13 protein-coding genes and 1 pseudogene are annotated in these 15,308 nt (G+C 68.1%); 4 read left to right on the top strand and 10 right to left on the bottom strand.

From position 1 onward, the window contains the following. The first annotated feature begins 2 nt into the window (after positions 1-2). The gene (gene dctA / locus J8I35_RS02400; RefSeq protein WP_209924368.1) at positions 3-1,334 is read left to right on the top strand and encodes a C4-dicarboxylate transporter DctA; all 1,332 of its coding nucleotides are present in this window, start codon (positions 3-5) and stop codon (positions 1,332-1,334) included. A 24-nt stretch (positions 1,335-1,358) separates the two neighbouring features. Here the strand turns inward: dctA and J8I35_RS02395 are convergent, their stop codons facing one another. Both J8I35_RS02395 and J8I35_RS02390 read right to left on the bottom strand, forming a co-directional pair. Further along, a complete protein-coding gene (locus J8I35_RS02395) occupies positions 1,359-2,141 on the bottom strand; it encodes a substrate-binding domain-containing protein (RefSeq protein WP_124592774.1) in 783 nt (260 codons plus the stop codon). Between the two features lie 61 nt (positions 2,142-2,202). After that, positions 2,203-3,498, bottom strand: coding sequence for an MFS transporter (locus tag J8I35_RS02390; RefSeq protein WP_209924367.1), 1,296 nt, complete (start codon positions 3,496-3,498; stop codon positions 2,203-2,205). A gap of 345 nt (positions 3,499-3,843) precedes the next feature. On the opposite strand from J8I35_RS02390, the gene J8I35_RS02385 reads away from it, so the two are divergent. Beyond that, positions 3,844-5,352, top strand: a complete 1,509-nt coding sequence (locus J8I35_RS02385) for a GGDEF domain-containing protein (protein ID WP_209924366.1) — start codon at positions 3,844-3,846, stop codon at positions 5,350-5,352. Between the two features lie 111 nt (positions 5,353-5,463). Here the strand turns inward: J8I35_RS02385 and J8I35_RS02380 are convergent, their stop codons facing one another. Continuing rightward, positions 5,464-6,369 carry a LysR family transcriptional regulator gene (locus J8I35_RS02380; protein WP_209924365.1) on the bottom strand — a complete coding sequence of 302 codons (906 nt, stop codon included), beginning with the start codon at positions 6,367-6,369 and terminating at the stop codon, positions 5,464-5,466. 110 nt (positions 6,370-6,479) lie between these two features. On the opposite strand from J8I35_RS02380, the gene J8I35_RS02375 reads away from it, so the two are divergent. Together J8I35_RS02375 and J8I35_RS34485 are read left to right on the top strand one after the other, a co-directional pair. Beyond that, on the top strand, positions 6,480-7,343 hold the full coding sequence (locus J8I35_RS02375; RefSeq protein WP_089490487.1) for an NmrA/HSCARG family protein: 864 nt from the start codon (positions 6,480-6,482) through the stop codon (positions 7,341-7,343). Positions 7,344-7,386: 43 nt separating this feature from the next. Further along, a pseudogene (locus tag J8I35_RS34485) lies at positions 7,387-7,602 on the top strand (hypothetical protein); the annotation flags it as partial. Here the strand turns inward: J8I35_RS34485 and J8I35_RS02370 are convergent. From J8I35_RS02370 to J8I35_RS02340, 7 genes are all read right to left on the bottom strand, one after another. Next, positions 7,583-8,467 (bottom strand): GNAT family N-acetyltransferase, encoded by an 885-nt coding sequence (locus tag J8I35_RS02370; protein WP_209924364.1) that lies wholly within the window; start codon positions 8,465-8,467, stop codon positions 7,583-7,585. The pseudogene J8I35_RS34485 and the gene J8I35_RS02370 overlap by 20 nt on opposite strands. Before the next feature lie 81 nt (positions 8,468-8,548). Then, the gene (locus J8I35_RS02365) at positions 8,549-9,736 is read right to left on the bottom strand and encodes a M20 aminoacylase family protein (protein WP_124637581.1); all 1,188 of its coding nucleotides are present in this window, start codon (positions 9,734-9,736) and stop codon (positions 8,549-8,551) included. A gap of 69 nt (positions 9,737-9,805) precedes the next feature. Further along, on the bottom strand, positions 9,806-11,263 hold the full coding sequence (locus J8I35_RS02360; RefSeq protein WP_209924363.1) for an aldehyde dehydrogenase family protein: 1,458 nt from the start codon (positions 11,261-11,263) through the stop codon (positions 9,806-9,808). Then, positions 11,260-12,537, bottom strand: a complete 1,278-nt coding sequence (locus J8I35_RS02355; RefSeq protein WP_124637579.1) for an FAD-binding oxidoreductase — start codon at positions 12,535-12,537, stop codon at positions 11,260-11,262. Before J8I35_RS02355 ends, J8I35_RS02360 begins: the two co-directional genes overlap by 4 nt. A gap of 133 nt (positions 12,538-12,670) precedes the next feature. Continuing rightward, the gene (locus tag J8I35_RS02350) at positions 12,671-13,996 is read right to left on the bottom strand and encodes an FAD-binding oxidoreductase (RefSeq protein WP_050016878.1); all 1,326 of its coding nucleotides are present in this window, start codon (positions 13,994-13,996) and stop codon (positions 12,671-12,673) included. A gap of 2 nt (positions 13,997-13,998) precedes the next feature. Continuing rightward, positions 13,999-14,733, bottom strand: coding sequence for a cupin domain-containing protein (locus J8I35_RS02345; protein WP_209924362.1), 735 nt, complete (start codon positions 14,731-14,733; stop codon positions 13,999-14,001). A gap of 121 nt (positions 14,734-14,854) precedes the next feature. Next, positions 14,855-15,286: an AraC family transcriptional regulator gene (locus tag J8I35_RS02340; protein ID WP_050016963.1), complete on the bottom strand. Its 432-nt coding sequence runs from the start codon at positions 15,284-15,286 to the stop codon at positions 14,855-14,857. Positions 15,287-15,308: the final 22 nt, after the last annotated feature.

The raw sequence follows: 15,308 nt of genomic DNA, 5'->3' as shown, positions 1-15,308 counted from the left end.
TCGTGAGGTGGACCCGGCTGTTCAAATCGCTGTACGTGCAGGTCCTGCTCGCGATGATGCTCGGCATCGGCATCGGTCACGTGTGGCCGGAGGCGGGCGCGATGCTCAAGCCGCTCAGCGACGCGTTCGTCGCGCTCGTGAAGATGACCATCGCGCCGATCGTCTTTTGCACGATCGTGTCGGGCATCACGTCGCTGTCGAACGGGCGGGCCATCGGCCGCACGATCGTGCGCGCACTGGCGCTTTTCTATCTGTTGACGGCCGCCGCGCTCGCGTTCGGGCTCGTCGTCGCCTACGTGCTGCAACCGGGCGCCGGCATGCACATCGACGTCCGTCATCTGGATGCGAGCATTCTCGCGCCGTATGCGAAGCATGCGGCGCCGCGCAGCCTGGTGGCGTTCGCGCTCGGCGTGATTCCGGACACGATGCTCGGCGCATTCGCCACCGGCGAAGTGTTGCCGGTGCTGCTGCTGTCGCTGTTGTTCGGCTTCTCGCTGAATGCGCATCCGCGCGCCGCCCGGCCCGTGCTGGCGCTGATCGACGGCATCGCGCAGGTCGTCTTTCGCGTGCTCGCGATGATCATGCGGCTCGCGCCGCTCGGCGCATTCGGTGCGATGGCGTTCACGGTGGGCCGCTTCGGGATCGGCTCGGTCGGCTCGCTCGCGAAGCTGATGGTGTGCTTCTACGTGGCCTGCGCGCTGTTCGTCGCGCTGGTGCTCGCCCCGCTCGCGCGACTGCACGGATTCGCGCTGTGGCGGCTCCTGCGCTACCTGCGCGAAGAGTTGCTGATCGTCCTCGCGACCTCGTCCACGGAGCCGGTCCTGCCGCGCCTGATCGTCAAGCTGGAAGCACTCGGCTGCGACAAGGGCGTCGTGGGGCTCGTGCTGCCGGCCGGCTATTCGTTCAATCTGGACGGCACCGCGATCTATCTGACGCTCGCGGCGTTGTTCATCGCGCAAGCTTGCGACGTCCCGCTTTCCGCGCCGCAGGTCGCGACGATGCTCGCGATCATGCTGGTCACGTCGAAAGGGGCGGCCGGCGTGTCCGGCAGCGGGCTCGTCGCGCTGGTCGCGACGCTCGCCGTGATGCCCGACCTGCCGGTCGCCGGGGTCGCGCTGCTGGTCGGCATCGACCGCTTCATGTCGGAGGCGCGCGCGCTGACCAGCGTGATCAGCAACGCGTGCGCGGTGATTTTCGTGTCGGTGTGGGAAGGTGCGTGCGACCGCGCGCGTCTGGTGCAGCGGCTCGCGGCGGCCGGGCCGGCGTCGCCGGACGCGGCCGATGAAGACAGTGCCGCGGCAGACGGCGGCGGGAGTGACGGGAAGACGGTCTGATCGGCACCTTCCCGTCGATCGGGTTCAATGCGCGGAAACGGAATCCAGGCCGGTCGACTTCACGTCGGCCTGCACGTCGGGCGACGCAAGATAGTCGAGCAGCGCCTTCGCTTCCTTGGGGTGCTGCGCGCCGACCGGGATGCCGGCGGCGAAGCGCGTGACGGACTGCAGCGATTCGGGGATCTTGCCGACGAAGGTCGCGCCCTTGACGGGCAGCAGCTCGCTGACCTGCTGGAAGCCGATTTCGTAGTCGCCGTTCGCGACCACCGACGCCACCGGAATCCGCGGGATCATCTTCGCCTTCGACTTCACCTGTTCCTCGATCCCGAGCTTCTTGAACAGTTCGCGTTCGATATACACGCCGCTCGCGCTGTCCGAATAGGCGATCGATTTCGCGTGCAGCAGCACCTGCTTGAGCCCTTCGGCGGTGCTGATGTCGGGCTTGGCCGCGCCGTCGCGCACGACCATGCCGATGCGCGAGTCGGCCAGATCGACGCGGGATTCGGGGATGACCTTGCCCTGCTTGATCAGATCGTCGAGCGCGTAGCCGACCATGATTACGGCGTCGGCCGGCTCGCCGCGCGCGAGCCGGTTCGGAATCGCTTCGGGCGACTTGCCCATCGACGGGCCGAGCGCGGTCGCGAGCGTATTGCCCGTCGTGGACGCGAACCGCGGGCCGAGCACCTTGTAGGCGGCGGTGAAGCCGCCCGAGCTCATCACGTGCAGTTCGGCGGCCTGGACGTTGGCCGCGACCGCGGCGGTGGCGACGAGCGCGGTCGCGCAGTATTTCAGGAACAGGTTTCTCATGGTCGTGTTCGTGGTCGTGCGAATGCGTGGGTGGGGATGAACGTACCGGATGGCCCGGACATCAATGCGCGGGCGTCAACGTCGCCGTGCGGTGACGATACAGCGCGAACGTCGCGAGCAGCGCGCACACCGCGGCGAAGCTCATCCAGTAGCCCGGTGCGGCCTTGTCGCCCGTCGCGTGAATGAGCGCGGTCGAGATGGCCGGCGTGAAGCCGCCGAACACGGCCGTCGCGAGGCTGTACGCGAGCGAGAAGCCCGCGACGCGCACCTGCACCGGCATCACTTCGGTGAGCGCGACGACCATCGCGCCGTTGTAGATCCCGTACATGAACGACAGCCAGAGCAGCACGAGCAGCATGTTGACGAACGACGGCGCGTGAGCGAGGAACGACAGCGCCGGATACGCGGTCACGACGGTGAGCATCGTCATGCCGACCAGCAGCGGCCGCCGGCCGATCCGGTCGGACAGCGCCCCGCCGATCGGCAGCCACACGAAGTTCGACACGCCGACGCACAGCGTCACGAGCAGGCTGTCGGCGGTGCTCAGATGCAGCACGGTCTTGCCGAAGGTCGGCGCGTAGACGGTGATCAGATAGAAGCTCGTGGTGGTCATCGCGACCAGCATCATGCCGGCGATCACGACGCCCCAGTTCTGGACCAGCGTACCGAACACTTCCTTCATGCCCGGACGATGCTTGCGGGCCTTGAACTCCTGGGTTTCCTCCAGGTTGCGGCGCAGCATGAAGATGAACGGCACGATCATGCAGCCGACGAAGAACGGCACGCGCCATCCCCAGGCGCCGATCTGCGATGCGCTCAGCCACTGATTGAGCGCGAAGCCGAGGGCCGCCGCGACGACGATCGCCACCTGCTGGCTGGCCGATTGCCAGCTCGTGAAGAAGCCCTTGCGGCCCGGCGTCGCGAGCTCGGCCAGATAGACCGACACGCCGCCCAGTTCCGCGCCCGCGGAAAAGCCCTGCAGCAGCCGGCCGATCAGCACGAGCACGGGCGCGAGCAGGCCGATCGTCGCGTAGCCCGGCACGAACGCGATCAGGATGGTGCCGCTCGCCATGATCGACAGCGTGACGATCAGCCCCTTGCGGCGGCCGACCTCGTCGATGTACGCACCCAGCACGATCGCGCCCAGCGGGCGCATCAGGAAGCCGGCGCCGAACACGGCGAAGGTCATCATCAACGATGCGAACTCGCTTTGCGCGGGGAAGAAGACGTTGGCGATCTGCGTGGCGTAGAAGCCGAACAGGAAGAAGTCGAACTGCTCGAGAAAGTTGCCGGCCGTGACGCGAAAGATCGCGGCGGCCTTCGAGCGTTCGGCCGGAAGGCTGGACGAGGGGTGCATCTGGGTGTCTCCTGAAAATCCTGGAATACGCGGGAGGGGCTGGTCGATTGTCGTTTTCCGGCATGTTGGCGCGGTATCGATCAAACGATAAGTGCGATTTTTGGAAGGATTGATGCAGTGTGGTTATCAATCGACGTGATTTGCACGGGTCCGGGGCCGCGCCCGGGCCGTCTCGCCGCATGGCCGCGTGGCCGCACACGTTTGCGTCGTCGCGTCGGGCCGTGGTCGTCGACGGGCTGTCGACGGGCAGCCATGCCGGCCTCGATTTTTTGTTAACCGTGCCGTTAACGGGAATTGGACCCGCGCCGGCGCTAGTGCAGCCGGCATCTCAACACGAGCGCGAGCATGCCCGCATTCACTTCGATCGAGAAAATCGCCGACTGGGCCGGACGCCACCCGTTCGTCGTCGGCGCGTTGGGCACGCTGATGTCGCTTGCGGCGCTCGCGATCAGCGCGGTGACGCTGTGGGTCGCGCGCAGCGAAGTCGTCGAGCATGCGCACGAGACGTCGCGCAACGTCGCGGCCGTGCTCGCGAGCCAGATCGCGAGGACGGTCGAAACGTCGAACAATGCGCTGATTGCGCTGGCGGCCGACCTCGGCAAGCCGGCCGTGCAGCGCATGGACGCCGGATTGCGGCACGACCTGCTGTTCGAGCGCACCGCCGCGCAATACGTGACCGGCATGGGCGTGACCGACAGTCGCGGCCGGCTGATCGACGGGTGCTGCAGCACGACCCACCGCTGGGACTTCGCCGATCGCGACTACTTCAAGGTCCATCGCGATGCGGACAACATCGGGCTCTACGTCTCCCAGCCCTATCGCGCACGCTCGCGCGGCGGCAAGGAATCCATCGCGCTGTCGCGACGCATCGAGCGGCCGGATCATGCGTTCGACGGGATCGCGGTCGTCGCCGTCGATCTCGCCTACTTCGAGCAGTTGCTGTCCCGCCTCGATGTCGGGCCGAACGGGGTCAGCGCGATCGTGCGCGCGGACGGCACGATCCTCGCGAGAAACCCGTCGTTGAACGAAGGCCAGATGAACCTCCTGCGTCGCTCGACCTCCTTCAAGCGGATGGTAAACAGCGAATCCGGCTTCTATCCCGCGCGTTCGAGCATCGACGGCATCGTGCGGTTGTATACCTACCAGCGGATACCGGGCACCCCGTTGATCGCGGTCGTCGCGCCGGCCGAACACGACGTGCTGGCCGGCATCCGGCGCCTGTCGTGGACGGTCGGCGTGTCGGCATCCGTGATCTGCGCATTGTTCGGTGCGGTGGTCTGGCTGCTGGCCTTCGCGTTGCGCGACAATTTCCGCAAGCAGACGCTGCTGACCGATCTCACGCGTACCGATCCGTTGACCGGATTGCGCAATCGTCGCGCGCTCGATACCGCGCTGGCCGACGAATGGGAGCGGTTGCAGCGCGGCAGCGGCGGCACCCTGTCGGTGCTGTTCATCGACGCCGATCACTTCAAGCAGTACAACGACCGGCACGGGCATGCGCAGGGCGACACCGCGCTGCGCTTTCTCGCCGAATGCATCCGCGCGCATACGCGGCGGCGCGGTGACCTCGCCGCGCGCTACGGCGGCGAGGAATTCGTCGCGGTGTTGCCCGATACGGATGAAAGCGGCGCCGCGCGGGTCGCCGAAGCGATTCGCCGCGAGGTGGAACGCAACCGGCTCGACGGGTTTGCGGAAACCGTTCCGCCTTTCACCGTCAGCATCGGCTGTGCGACCGGCCGGCGCGCGCGGCACGCTTCCATGCACGCGCTGTCGCACCAGGCGGACATGGCGCTCTACCGCGCGAAGCGCGAAGGCCGGAACCGCGTGTGTTGCGCGCAGCCCGAGCCGGCATGAAACGCGGCGGTCCGAATCGGGACGGGCGGCGGCACCCGCGCTGCCGATCGCGACGGCATTCCGCTCAGGACGTCGCGGCGACGCGCGTGCGCGGCCTCGACCGTGGCCGTTTCACTGCCCGGGTTCGATATACGCGGCCAGTTCTTCCGGCTCACCTGACGGAAACGCGTCCTTCAGGTGATCGAGAAACGCGGACACGCGCGTGCTCAGTAACCGCCTGGACGGATACAGCGCCCACAGCGCGATATCGGAACCCGGCACGTCGCCCCAACTGACGAGCGTGCCGGCGGCCAGGTCGCGGCTCACCAGTGACGCCGGCAGGCACGCGGCGCCCAGGCCGAGGCGGACCGTATCGCGCACCATGCTCAGCGACGACAGCCGTGCCACGGGGTCGATCGGGATGCGCGCCGTCCCGGCCGGCCCGGCGACCTCCCAGGCAGTGTGCGTGTCGTTCGCGCCGCGCACCACGGCCGGTGCCGGTGCGGGCGCGTCGTCGCCCGGCCGCGGCAATTCGGGCCGCGCGACGACCACCAGCCGGTCGCGCAAGAACACGCGCCCGATCAGGCTCTCGTCGGGGTCCGGGTTCACGCGAATCACGAGGTCGTACCCTTCCTCGATCATGTCGACGGGCCGGTCTTCGGTCGTCACCTCCAGCCGGACGTCCGGGTATCTCAGCGCGAACGTCGCCACCAGCTTGCCCATCGCGAACTGGGAAAACAGCATCGGCGCGCTGATGCGCAGCCGGCCGCGCGGCCGCTCGCTCCCCGCTGCGATCGCCGACGCGCTGTCGGCCAGCTCCGCGAGCAGCGCGCCCGTCCGCTCGTAGAGCGCGCGCCCTTCCTGCGTGAGCTTCACGCCGCGCGAGCCGCGCTCGAACAGACGCAGCGACAGGGTGTTCTCCAGTTCCGCGACGCGGCGCGACAGCGTCGCCTTCGGGCGATCCGCGACCCGCGCAGCCTCCCCGAAGCTGCCATGGCGGGCGACGAGATTGAAATCGGCGAGAGCGAGCAGGTCCATGTGTTCCACCAGTGAGACGACATGTCTATTTATCACATCTTCCGGATCATAGGTGGATCACATAACTTACGTGGGCAGTCAATCCCATCGTTATCTCAGGAGTGAACATCATGACCATTCTCGTTACCGGCGCCACCGGCCGTGTGGGCCGCCAGGTCGTCCGTCAACTCGTCGATCGCGGCGCCGACGTGCGCGTGCTGGTGCGCGATCCGGCCAAGGCCGATTTTCCGGCGGCCGTGACCGTCGTGCAGGGCGACATGCTCGACGTCGACGCGCTGCGGGCGGCCTTCTCCGGCGTGCGCACGCTGTTCCTGCTCAACGGCGTGGCGGGCGACGAATTCACGCAGGCGCTGATCGCGCTGAACCTGGCCCGCGAAGCGGGCATCGAGCGCGTCGTCTATCTGTCGGTCCTGCATGCCGACCGCTTCGTGAACGTGCCGCACTTCGCGGTGAAATTCGGCGCCGAGCGGATGATCGAGCAGATGGGCTTCGGCGCGACGATCCTGCGGCCCGCGTATTTCATGGACAACGAATCGATGGTGAAGGACGTGATCGTCGGGCACGGCGTGTACCCGATGCCGATCGGCGGCAAGGGCGTCGCGATGGTCGACGTGCGCGACATCGCGGAAGTCGCGGCGATCGAGTTGATCCGCCGCAACGATGCGCCGGGCAAGCTGCCGGTCGACACCATCAACCTGGTGGGCCCCGACACGCTGACCGGCACGCAACTGGCGTCGATCTGGTCGGACACGCTTGGCCGCCCCGTTGCGTATGGCGGCGACGATCCCACGCCGTTCGAAGACAATCTGGCGACGTTCATGCCGAAATGGATGGCGTACGAAATGCGGCTGATGGCCGAGCGCTACGTCAGCGACGGGATGGTGCCGGAGGCCGGCGACGTCGAGCGGCTGACCGCGATCCTCGGCCGCCCGCTGCGGACGTATCGCGACTTCGTGGCCGCGCTGGCGCGTTGAGCGGCGTCCCGGGCGATGCCGAGCGCTTACACCCGTCTACTGGATGCACGTCGTGCCGCGCGGCACGCGGCACAACCCGGTCGCCGACGATGAATGCTGGATCGTGCTGATCGAGCCCGTGCCGACGCGGCACACCGGAGACGTGCAGTCGCCGTTGACCCGCGCGATCGACGAGCAACTGGGCCGGACGCGCCGACGTCACCGCACGCGCGAGGCAAGCCCGCGCGTGCGGCCGAGGGCTACAGCATCGCCTGACTGACGAGTGCGTACTGTCCGCAGACGGGGTCGGCCGGCCCTTCGTGCGCCGAGGCCGGCGCGTTGCGCACCATCTTCGAACACGTATCGACCCGCGCCAAACCCTGTTCGGCCAGCCAGTCCGGCAAGCCGGTCCCGTCCGGCACGTCGATGCGGACGAATTCGCCTTCCCGTTGCGTCAGCCAATGGCTGACGAGCGCCTTCGCATACGCATCGTCGCTCGCGCGCGGCGCCGCCACCGGACCGATCACGTCGCCGCGACCGAAGCGCCGCAGCACCGAAAACGCGACCACCTCGCCATCGCGTTCGAGCACGACGCTTTCACCGCGCTGGAACAGCGCGGCCATCAGCGCATCGCGCTGGAGGCCGGACGCGCGTGCGTCCAGCTCGACGAGGCGCGGCCAATCGGCCGGCGATCCTGCCCGCAGCCGCACGCCTTCGGGCAGGACCACGTCGGCCGGCTGCACCACGTTCCCCTGATACTGGCTCAACGATCCGCACACGTTGAAGCCGAGCTTTTCATAGAGCGGCCGACCGGCCGGCGTCGCATGCAGAAACGTGATGCGTGGCCCAAGTTCGTCGATGAGTATCTCCATCAGCTTGCGGCCGATGCCGCGCCCTTGGTGCGCGTCGGACACGATCACATGCCCGATCGCCGCGCGGTCGGCACCGTACTTCCAGCACATCGCCGTACCGATGACCACGCCGTTTTCCTCGGCCGCGAACGCGATCGACGTGTCGGCGGAAAACTGCCAGTCTTCCGCCCTGAACGGCCAGCGAAGCGCCACCGAGAGCGCGTGGGCCGCGGGGACGTCCGCGGCGGTGAAGCGCCGGTAGCGAAGCGCCGGCATCGTGTCGGAATCGTTCATCTCGTTTTCCTGTTTCATCAAGCAATCGTTACAAAAGTGTCGTCGTGCGCCACGGCCCGACTTCAATGCCGGCTTCGCGCATCATCGCGATCGCGCGAAGTAATGCTGCGCCAACGCGACCCAATACCGGACGCCGGCCGGAATGATGTCGTCGTTGAAGTCGTATTTCGGGTGATGCAGCGCCGGTGAGGCCGCGCCGTCCTGCGCATTGCCGATCAGCACGTACGCACCCGGCCGTTCCTCCAGCATGAAGCCGAAGTCCTCGGACGTCATGTTCGGCGGCACGTCGCGCTCGACGCGCGCGTCGCCGAACGTATCGCGAATCACCGCTTCGCACAGCGCCGTCTCGGCCGGCGTGTTGACCGTCGCCGGGTAGTACTGAAAAAACTCCACGTCGACCTGCGCGCCATAGGCCGCCGCGAGCCCTTCGCACGCGAGCCGCACGTCGCGCTGCAGCTTCTGCTGCAACGCCGACGACAGCGTGCGGATCGTGCCGCGCAGCTCGGCGGTGTCCGGAATCACGTTGTCCGTCGTGCCCGCATGGAACATGCAGACGGAAATGACCGCCGGGTCGACAGGGTCCTTGTGCCGCGCGGCGATGGTTTGGCACTGCAGCACCATCGAGCACGCAAGCGGCACCGGATCGATGCCCAGATGCGGCTGCGCCGCGTGCGCGCCCTTGCCCGTCACCGTGATCCTGAAGCGCGAGCCCGCGGCCATGATCGGGCCGGTGCGCAACCCGAAATGCCCGGCCGGCAGACCGGGCCAGTTGTGCATGCCGAATACCGCTTCCGTCGGGTATTGCTCGAACAGCCCGTCGTCGATCATCTTGCGCGCACCCGCGCCGCCCTCTTCACCCGGCTGAAACACGAAATGGACGGTACCAGGCAACTGCGGCAGCGCCTTCAGCACGCGCGCGGCGCCGAGCAACATCACGGTATGGCCGTCATGGCCGCACGCATGCATGATCCCGTGCGTGCACGACGCGTGCGCGAAGTCGTTGGCTTCGTGGATCGGCAACGCGTCCAGATCGGCGCGCAGCACGATGCCGCGGCGCGGATCCGCGCCGGGCAGGCTCGCGACGACGCCCGTGCCGCCGAGCCCGCGCGACACCGCATAGCCGAGCGCCTCGAGCTCGCGGGCGACGACGTCCGCCGTCCGGTGTTCTTCGAATCGCAACTCGGGATGCGCATGCAGATCGCGGCGCAGCTTCGCCCAGTGCGCGTGATGCGTTTGCAGCGATGTGTCGGGAATCACGGGGTTGTCCAATTTCGGCACCTTCGGAATGTAGCGGGCTTCGAACTGTACTGCCGGCGCGAATCGCGCGCAGCGACTGCGTCAGTCGTAAAAGCCGACGATCGACTTGATCTCCATGTACTCCTCCATCCCTTCGATCCCGTACTCGCGGCCGTTGCCCGACTGCTTGTACCCGCCGAACGGCGCCTGAGGGTCCCATGCCGGGTAGTTCAGATGCACCTGCCCCGCCCGGATGCGGGCGGCCACCGCGCGTACGCGGTCCTTGTCGGTGCCCTGCACGTGCGCGCCGAGCCCGTAGACCGTATCGTTCGCGATCGCGATCGCTTCGTCGACGGTGTCGTAAGGCAGGATCGCGAGCACCGGGCCGAAGATTTCCTGCTGCGCGATCGCCATGTCGGTGCGCACCTCGGAGAAAATCGTCGGCCGCGCATAAAAGCCGCGCTCGAGACCCGCGGGCCGGCCGGGGCCGCCGGCGATCAGCTTCGCGCGTTCGTCGATACCCACGTCGATCATCTGCGCAACCCGCCCGAACTGTGCGCGATTGGCCAGCGGCCCGTGCGTCGTGGCCTCGTCGAACGGATCGCCGACGACGAGCGTTTGCATCGCCGCGACGGCCAGTGCCTCGACCTCGCCGAGCACGGCGCGCGGCACGATCATGCGGGTCGGCGCGCTGCACGACTGCCCCATGTTGCGGAACGCGGCGGCCACGCCGGGCGGGACCGCACGCGACAGGTCCGCGTCCGGCAACACGATATTCGGCGACTTGCCGCCCAGTTCCTGCGCGACGCGCTTGACGGTCGGCGCGGCCGCCTGCGCGACGAGCACGCCGGCGCGCGTCGAGCCGGTGATCGACACCATGTCGACCTCCGGGTGCGACGAAAGCGCCGCGCCCACCGTTTCGCCGCTGCCGCTCACGAGGTTGAAGACGCCGGCGGGCACGCCCGCATCGGCGATCACTTCCGCGAACAGCAGCGCGCTGAGCGGCGACAGCTCGCTCGGCTTCAGCACGACCGTGCAGCCGGCCGCGAGCGCCGGCCCGACCTTCGCGGTGATCTGGTAGATCGGCCAGTTCCACGGCGTGATCAGCGCGCACACGCCGATCGGCTCGCGCACGACCGCGGTCGTTCCGCGCCGCTCGATGAACGGGTAGCGCGCGAGGTTGTCGCGTGCGACGCGGATATGTTCGGCCGCGAGCGGCACGTGCGCGGCACGCGCATAGCCGATCGGTGCGCCCATTTCCATCGCGAGCGCGGCGGCGAACAGTTCGGCGCGCTCGAGCAGCAGCGCATGGATGCGGTCGAGCACCGCCGCGCGTTCCTGCGGTGATGTCGCGGACCAGCGTGCAAACGCATTACGCGCGGCCTGCACCGCGCGGTCGGCGTCGCGCGCGCTGCCCAGCGGAATCTCGCACAGCGTGTCTTCCGTGGACGGGCTGACGACCGCGAACCGGTCGCCGCCTTCGGGCAGCACCCAGTCGCCGTCGATGAAGAAGCGATCGAGCCTTCCGGCTTGCATCAGGTGAACAACGGGTGAATTCATTGGAGAGTGTCCTTGAGTCGATACCAGGCGCCGACGAACGGCAAAAACCAGGGTTTGCCGAAGTGGCCCGGAATCGCGGGCCAGTCGAATCCTTTCCACGGGTTGAGGTCCGCGCGTCCGTCCATGATCTCTGCCATCAACGTGCCCATCAGCGTGGCCATGTGCGTGCCGTGGCCGCTATAGCCCATCGAGTAGTAAACGCCGTCGCGCTCGCCCGCGCGCGGCAGCCGGTTGGCCGTCATGTCGACCATCCCGCCCCAGCAGTAGTCGATGCGTACGCTGGCCAGCCCGGGAAACACGGCGGCCAGTTGACGCCGCAGGATCGCGCCGCTCTTTTCGTCCGAACGCGGATTCGACGTCGCGAACCGCGCGCGGCCGCCGAACAGCAGACGGCCGTCGGGCGTCGTCCGGAAGAAGTTGACGAAGTTCTTCGTGTCGGTGGCCATCCGGCGTGTCGGCAGCAGGCGATCGAGCAGCTCGCGCGGCAACGGCTCGGTGACGATGATGAAGGCGCCCACGGGCACGACCCTGCGGCGAATCCAGCCGAACGGCCCGACGTGCGAAATGCCGCTCGCGAGCAGCACCTGGCGCGCACGGATTTCACCGAGCGGGGTGCGCGCCGCATAGGTGCCGCGCGTGTCCCGCTTCAATTCCAGCACCGGCGCCTGCTCGACGATGTGCGCGCCGCGCGCCTGCGCAGCGCGCGCCAGGCCGCGTACGTAACGGCCGACATGCATCCCCGCGCTCTTGCCGAACAGCAGCCCGCCGTGATAACGATCCGAGCCGATCTCGTCGCGCAGCTCGGCCTTCGTCACCAGGCGCGTGTCGGGGTCCACGCTCGCCGCGAGCAATGCCTGGCTGCGCGCGAGCTTGTCGTAGTGCTCGGGCTTCGCCGCGAGCTTCAGCTTGCCGGTGCGGGCGAAATGGCAATCGATCGACTCTTCTTTCACGAGCCGCTCGACCGTGTCGACGCCCGCGTCGAACGCCAGATAGAGCCGGTTCGCCAGTTCCGTACCGAGACGTTGCGACAGCGACGCGTAATCCTGCGCGAAGCCGTTGTTGCACATGCCGCCGTTGCGGCCCGACGCCGCCTGGCCGACGGTGCCCGCCTCGCAGACGATCACGCGCGCGCCCTTCTTGGCCAGCGCCAGCGCGGCGGCCGAACCGGTGATCCCGCCGCCCACCACCAGCACGTCGCAGCTGCCGTCGGGCAATTCCGGCGAGTGGCTCACGAATGGCTCCGACGTATCGAGCCAGTACGAACTGAAACGCATCACGCACTCCCAAGCTGTCGCATCGCACTGACGGACCGGCGAACGTTCGCCGCACCGATCCGGCCGCTCGCGGGCGGTCCGGCTCGATGCGCGTCGTACTCAGGCGACCGCTCATCCATGTAACGGCGTTGCATCAAAAATCGGCGACCTTGCCCCACGCGGACTCGCTGAACCGGCCGGGCCGGTACGGCGCCGGGTCCACGAAAGGTTGCGCACCGGATGCGAGATCGGCGATCAGGTGCCCGGCGCCCGGGCCGATCCCGAAGCCGTGCCCCGAAAACCCCGCCGCGAGGATGAGCCCCGGCACGCCCGGCACTTCGCCGATGCCCGGCACGCCGTCCGGCGTGCTGTCGACGAACCCGGCCCACGCGTGCGTGATCTTCGCTTCGCGCAGTTCGGGCAGCAGTTCGGACGCGCGTCGGTACGTTTCGGTGATCGTCGGCATGTCGGGCTTCGGATCGAGAATGCGTACGGCTTCCATCGGCGTCGGCGCGTCGAGGCGCCAGCGCTTCAACGTTTCATGGCCGCCACGCACGCCTTCGAGGCCGCCCGGCAGCAGATTGCGCCAGCGTTTCGCGAACATCGGCACGAATTGCGGCGCGAAGCGCAGGAACTGCGGCGTCAGGTCCACGCGCGCGCGGCCGCTGATCGCCAATGCGTAGCGTCCGTCGCTGCGGCGCGTGATGGACACGCCGGACGTGTACATCGCATCCGGCAACGGCGTGTCGACGGGCGACACGCTCAGGATCGACTGACGGATCGACGCTTGCGGAAACCGGATGCCGAGCTGGCGGCAGAACGACGACGCCCATGCGCCGCCGGCCATCACGGCCGTTCGCGTCTTGATGACGCCCGCCTCGGTGACGACGCCCGCGACACGGCCGCCTTCGAGCTCGATGCCGCGCGCCGCGCAGTGCTGGTGGACACTGCCGCCCAGCTTGATCAGCGCGGCGGCCACGGCCGGCGCGGCCTTGCCCGGATCGGCCGTGCCGTCGGTCGGCGAGAACACGCCGCCCTTCCACTGCTGCCCGGTCGCCCGTCCGCGCTCGGCGGCCTGCTTGCTGTCGAGCATGTATGTGGTCACACCGGCGGTCTTCGCGAATTCGCCCCAGCTGGCCCAGCGGGACAGCTCGGCCTCGTCGTTGCTGAGATACAGCAGCCCGCAGCGATGAAAGCCGGTGTCTTCTCCGGATTCGGCGGCGAATCGTTCCCACAGATCGATGCTCTTGCTCGCCATCGGCAACTCGCGCGCATCGCGGTTCTGCTGGCGGCACCAGCCCCAGTTGCGGCTCGACTGTTCGGCGCCGATGCGCCCTTTCTCGACGAGCGCGACCGATATGCCGCGGCGGGCCAGGTAGTAGGCGGTGAAGACGCCGATGATGCCGCCGCCGATCACGACGACGTCGGCCGCGGCCGGCGGCGTGGACAAGGTTTCGATATGGCGCAGCGGAGGGGACATGCTCAGTCTCGTTCGGTGGAGGGTTTGACGTTCTGCATCACGTAGAACTTCGCGACGCGTTCGCTGCTTTCCCACCCGATCGACGCGCCGCGCGGCACGAACAGCGCGTCGCCGGTGCCCAGCGACTGCACGCTGCCGTCGGGCGCCGCGAACCGGACGCCGCCGTCCAGCAGGAACATGAACTCGTTCGCGCGATGCGGCCGGACGATCCGGTGATACGGCGTCGAATCCCACGTGCCCGCGCAGTACCCGGCGCCGTCGTCGGTGAACACGTTGTCGCTGCGGCATTGCGGCGCGGGGCCGAGCAGCACCTCGGCCGGCAGCGTGGCGGACGGTTTGAAGTTCGCGTCGGCGTGCAGCGCGAAGATGCCGCGTTTCGTCGGTGTCTCGCACGTTGCCGCGCAGAACATCAGCAGTACCGGCGATGCCGCGGCGATACGCAGCGCGGTGCCGCAGCCGATCACGGCGCCTTGCCCAGGGCCGACCACCAGCGGTGCGGCCCCGGGCGCTTCGAGCGTCAACTCGCCCTGGACGACGACGAGGGTTTCGATGTGCGGAAAGCTCGGCACATCCAGTTCGCCCACGAAGCCGATGCGCCCCGCGGCCATCGCGTCGGGGCCTTCCCACGCGATCTCGCGATGCGACGCGAACGGATCGCTCGCGCCGAACGCCTGCTTGCTGAATGCGGTGGAAGACGGTGCGCCGTCGGCCCGGTGCAACACGAAAACTGCGGTCATTTCTGCTCCTGTGCAGTGCGTGACGGATTCGTTCGAAAGCGGTCACGCGATATCGGAAATCGTCGTTCGCCGGCTCGCCTGCCGGAAAATCCTCAGCGGGGCATGTCGTCCATACGTGTGCTTACGCCGCGTGACACGATGCATCGCGGCGTTCGGCGCGCATGCGCGTCGATGGCGCTCGCACCGGTGCGCCGCCCGTACGGGCGACCATGTAATCGCGCGGCGTGATCCCGAGCACGCGCCGGAAATGCCGGCACAGATGGCTCTGATCGAAGAAGCCGACGTCGGTCGCGACGACCGACGGCGCGAGACCGGCGCGCAACAGGTCCTGCGCCCGCCGTATCCGCACGAGACACAGATACCGGTGCGGCGACAGCCCGGTTTCGCTGCGAAAGCGCGCGGTGAAGCGCGACACGCTCAACCCGGCCACCGCCGCGAGCGTGTCGAGGTTCAGCGGCTGCGCGAACGACGCGTCGATCGTGCGCAGCACGTCGCCGATCGCCGGCGACACGGGCCGCGCGACACGCGGCGAGCCAACGAATTGCACTGTCATGTCGAATTCTCCCGGCGCGCGC

Origin of the sequence: Burkholderia sp. CpTa8-5, assembly GCF_017815045.1 — a bacterium.
Taxonomy (GTDB): Bacteria; Pseudomonadota; Gammaproteobacteria; order Burkholderiales; family Burkholderiaceae; genus Burkholderia; species Burkholderia sola.
The sequence above is the reverse complement of the archived record's forward strand: the minus strand, read 5'-3'. Positions and strand labels throughout refer to the sequence as shown.

Coding starts and splice junctions, on each gene's coding strand:
- J8I35_RS02395 (WP_124592774.1), bottom strand. CDS start 2,141: ATGAGAAACCTGTTCCTGAAATACTGCGCGACCGCGCTCGTCGCCACC.
- J8I35_RS02390 (WP_209924367.1), bottom strand. CDS start 3,498: ATGCACCCCTCGTCCAGCCTTCCGGCCGAACGCTCGAAGGCCGCCGCG.
- J8I35_RS02385 (WP_209924366.1), top strand. CDS start 3,844: ATGCCCGCATTCACTTCGATCGAGAAAATCGCCGACTGGGCCGGACGC.
- J8I35_RS02380 (WP_209924365.1), bottom strand. CDS start 6,369: ATGGACCTGCTCGCTCTCGCCGATTTCAATCTCGTCGCCCGCCATGGC.
- J8I35_RS02375 (WP_089490487.1), top strand. CDS start 6,480: ATGACCATTCTCGTTACCGGCGCCACCGGCCGTGTGGGCCGCCAGGTC.
- J8I35_RS02370 (WP_209924364.1), bottom strand. CDS start 8,467: ATGAACGATTCCGACACGATGCCGGCGCTTCGCTACCGGCGCTTCACC.
- J8I35_RS02360 (WP_209924363.1), bottom strand. CDS start 11,263: ATGAATTCACCCGTTGTTCACCTGATGCAAGCCGGAAGGCTCGATCGC.
- J8I35_RS02355 (WP_124637579.1), bottom strand. CDS start 12,537: ATGCGTTTCAGTTCGTACTGGCTCGATACGTCGGAGCCATTCGTGAGC.
- J8I35_RS02350 (WP_050016878.1), bottom strand. CDS start 13,996: ATGTCCCCTCCGCTGCGCCATATCGAAACCTTGTCCACGCCGCCGGCC.
- J8I35_RS02345 (WP_209924362.1), bottom strand. CDS start 14,733: ATGACCGCAGTTTTCGTGTTGCACCGGGCCGACGGCGCACCGTCTTCC.
- J8I35_RS02340 (WP_050016963.1), bottom strand. CDS start 15,286: ATGACAGTGCAATTCGTTGGCTCGCCGCGTGTCGCGCGGCCCGTGTCG.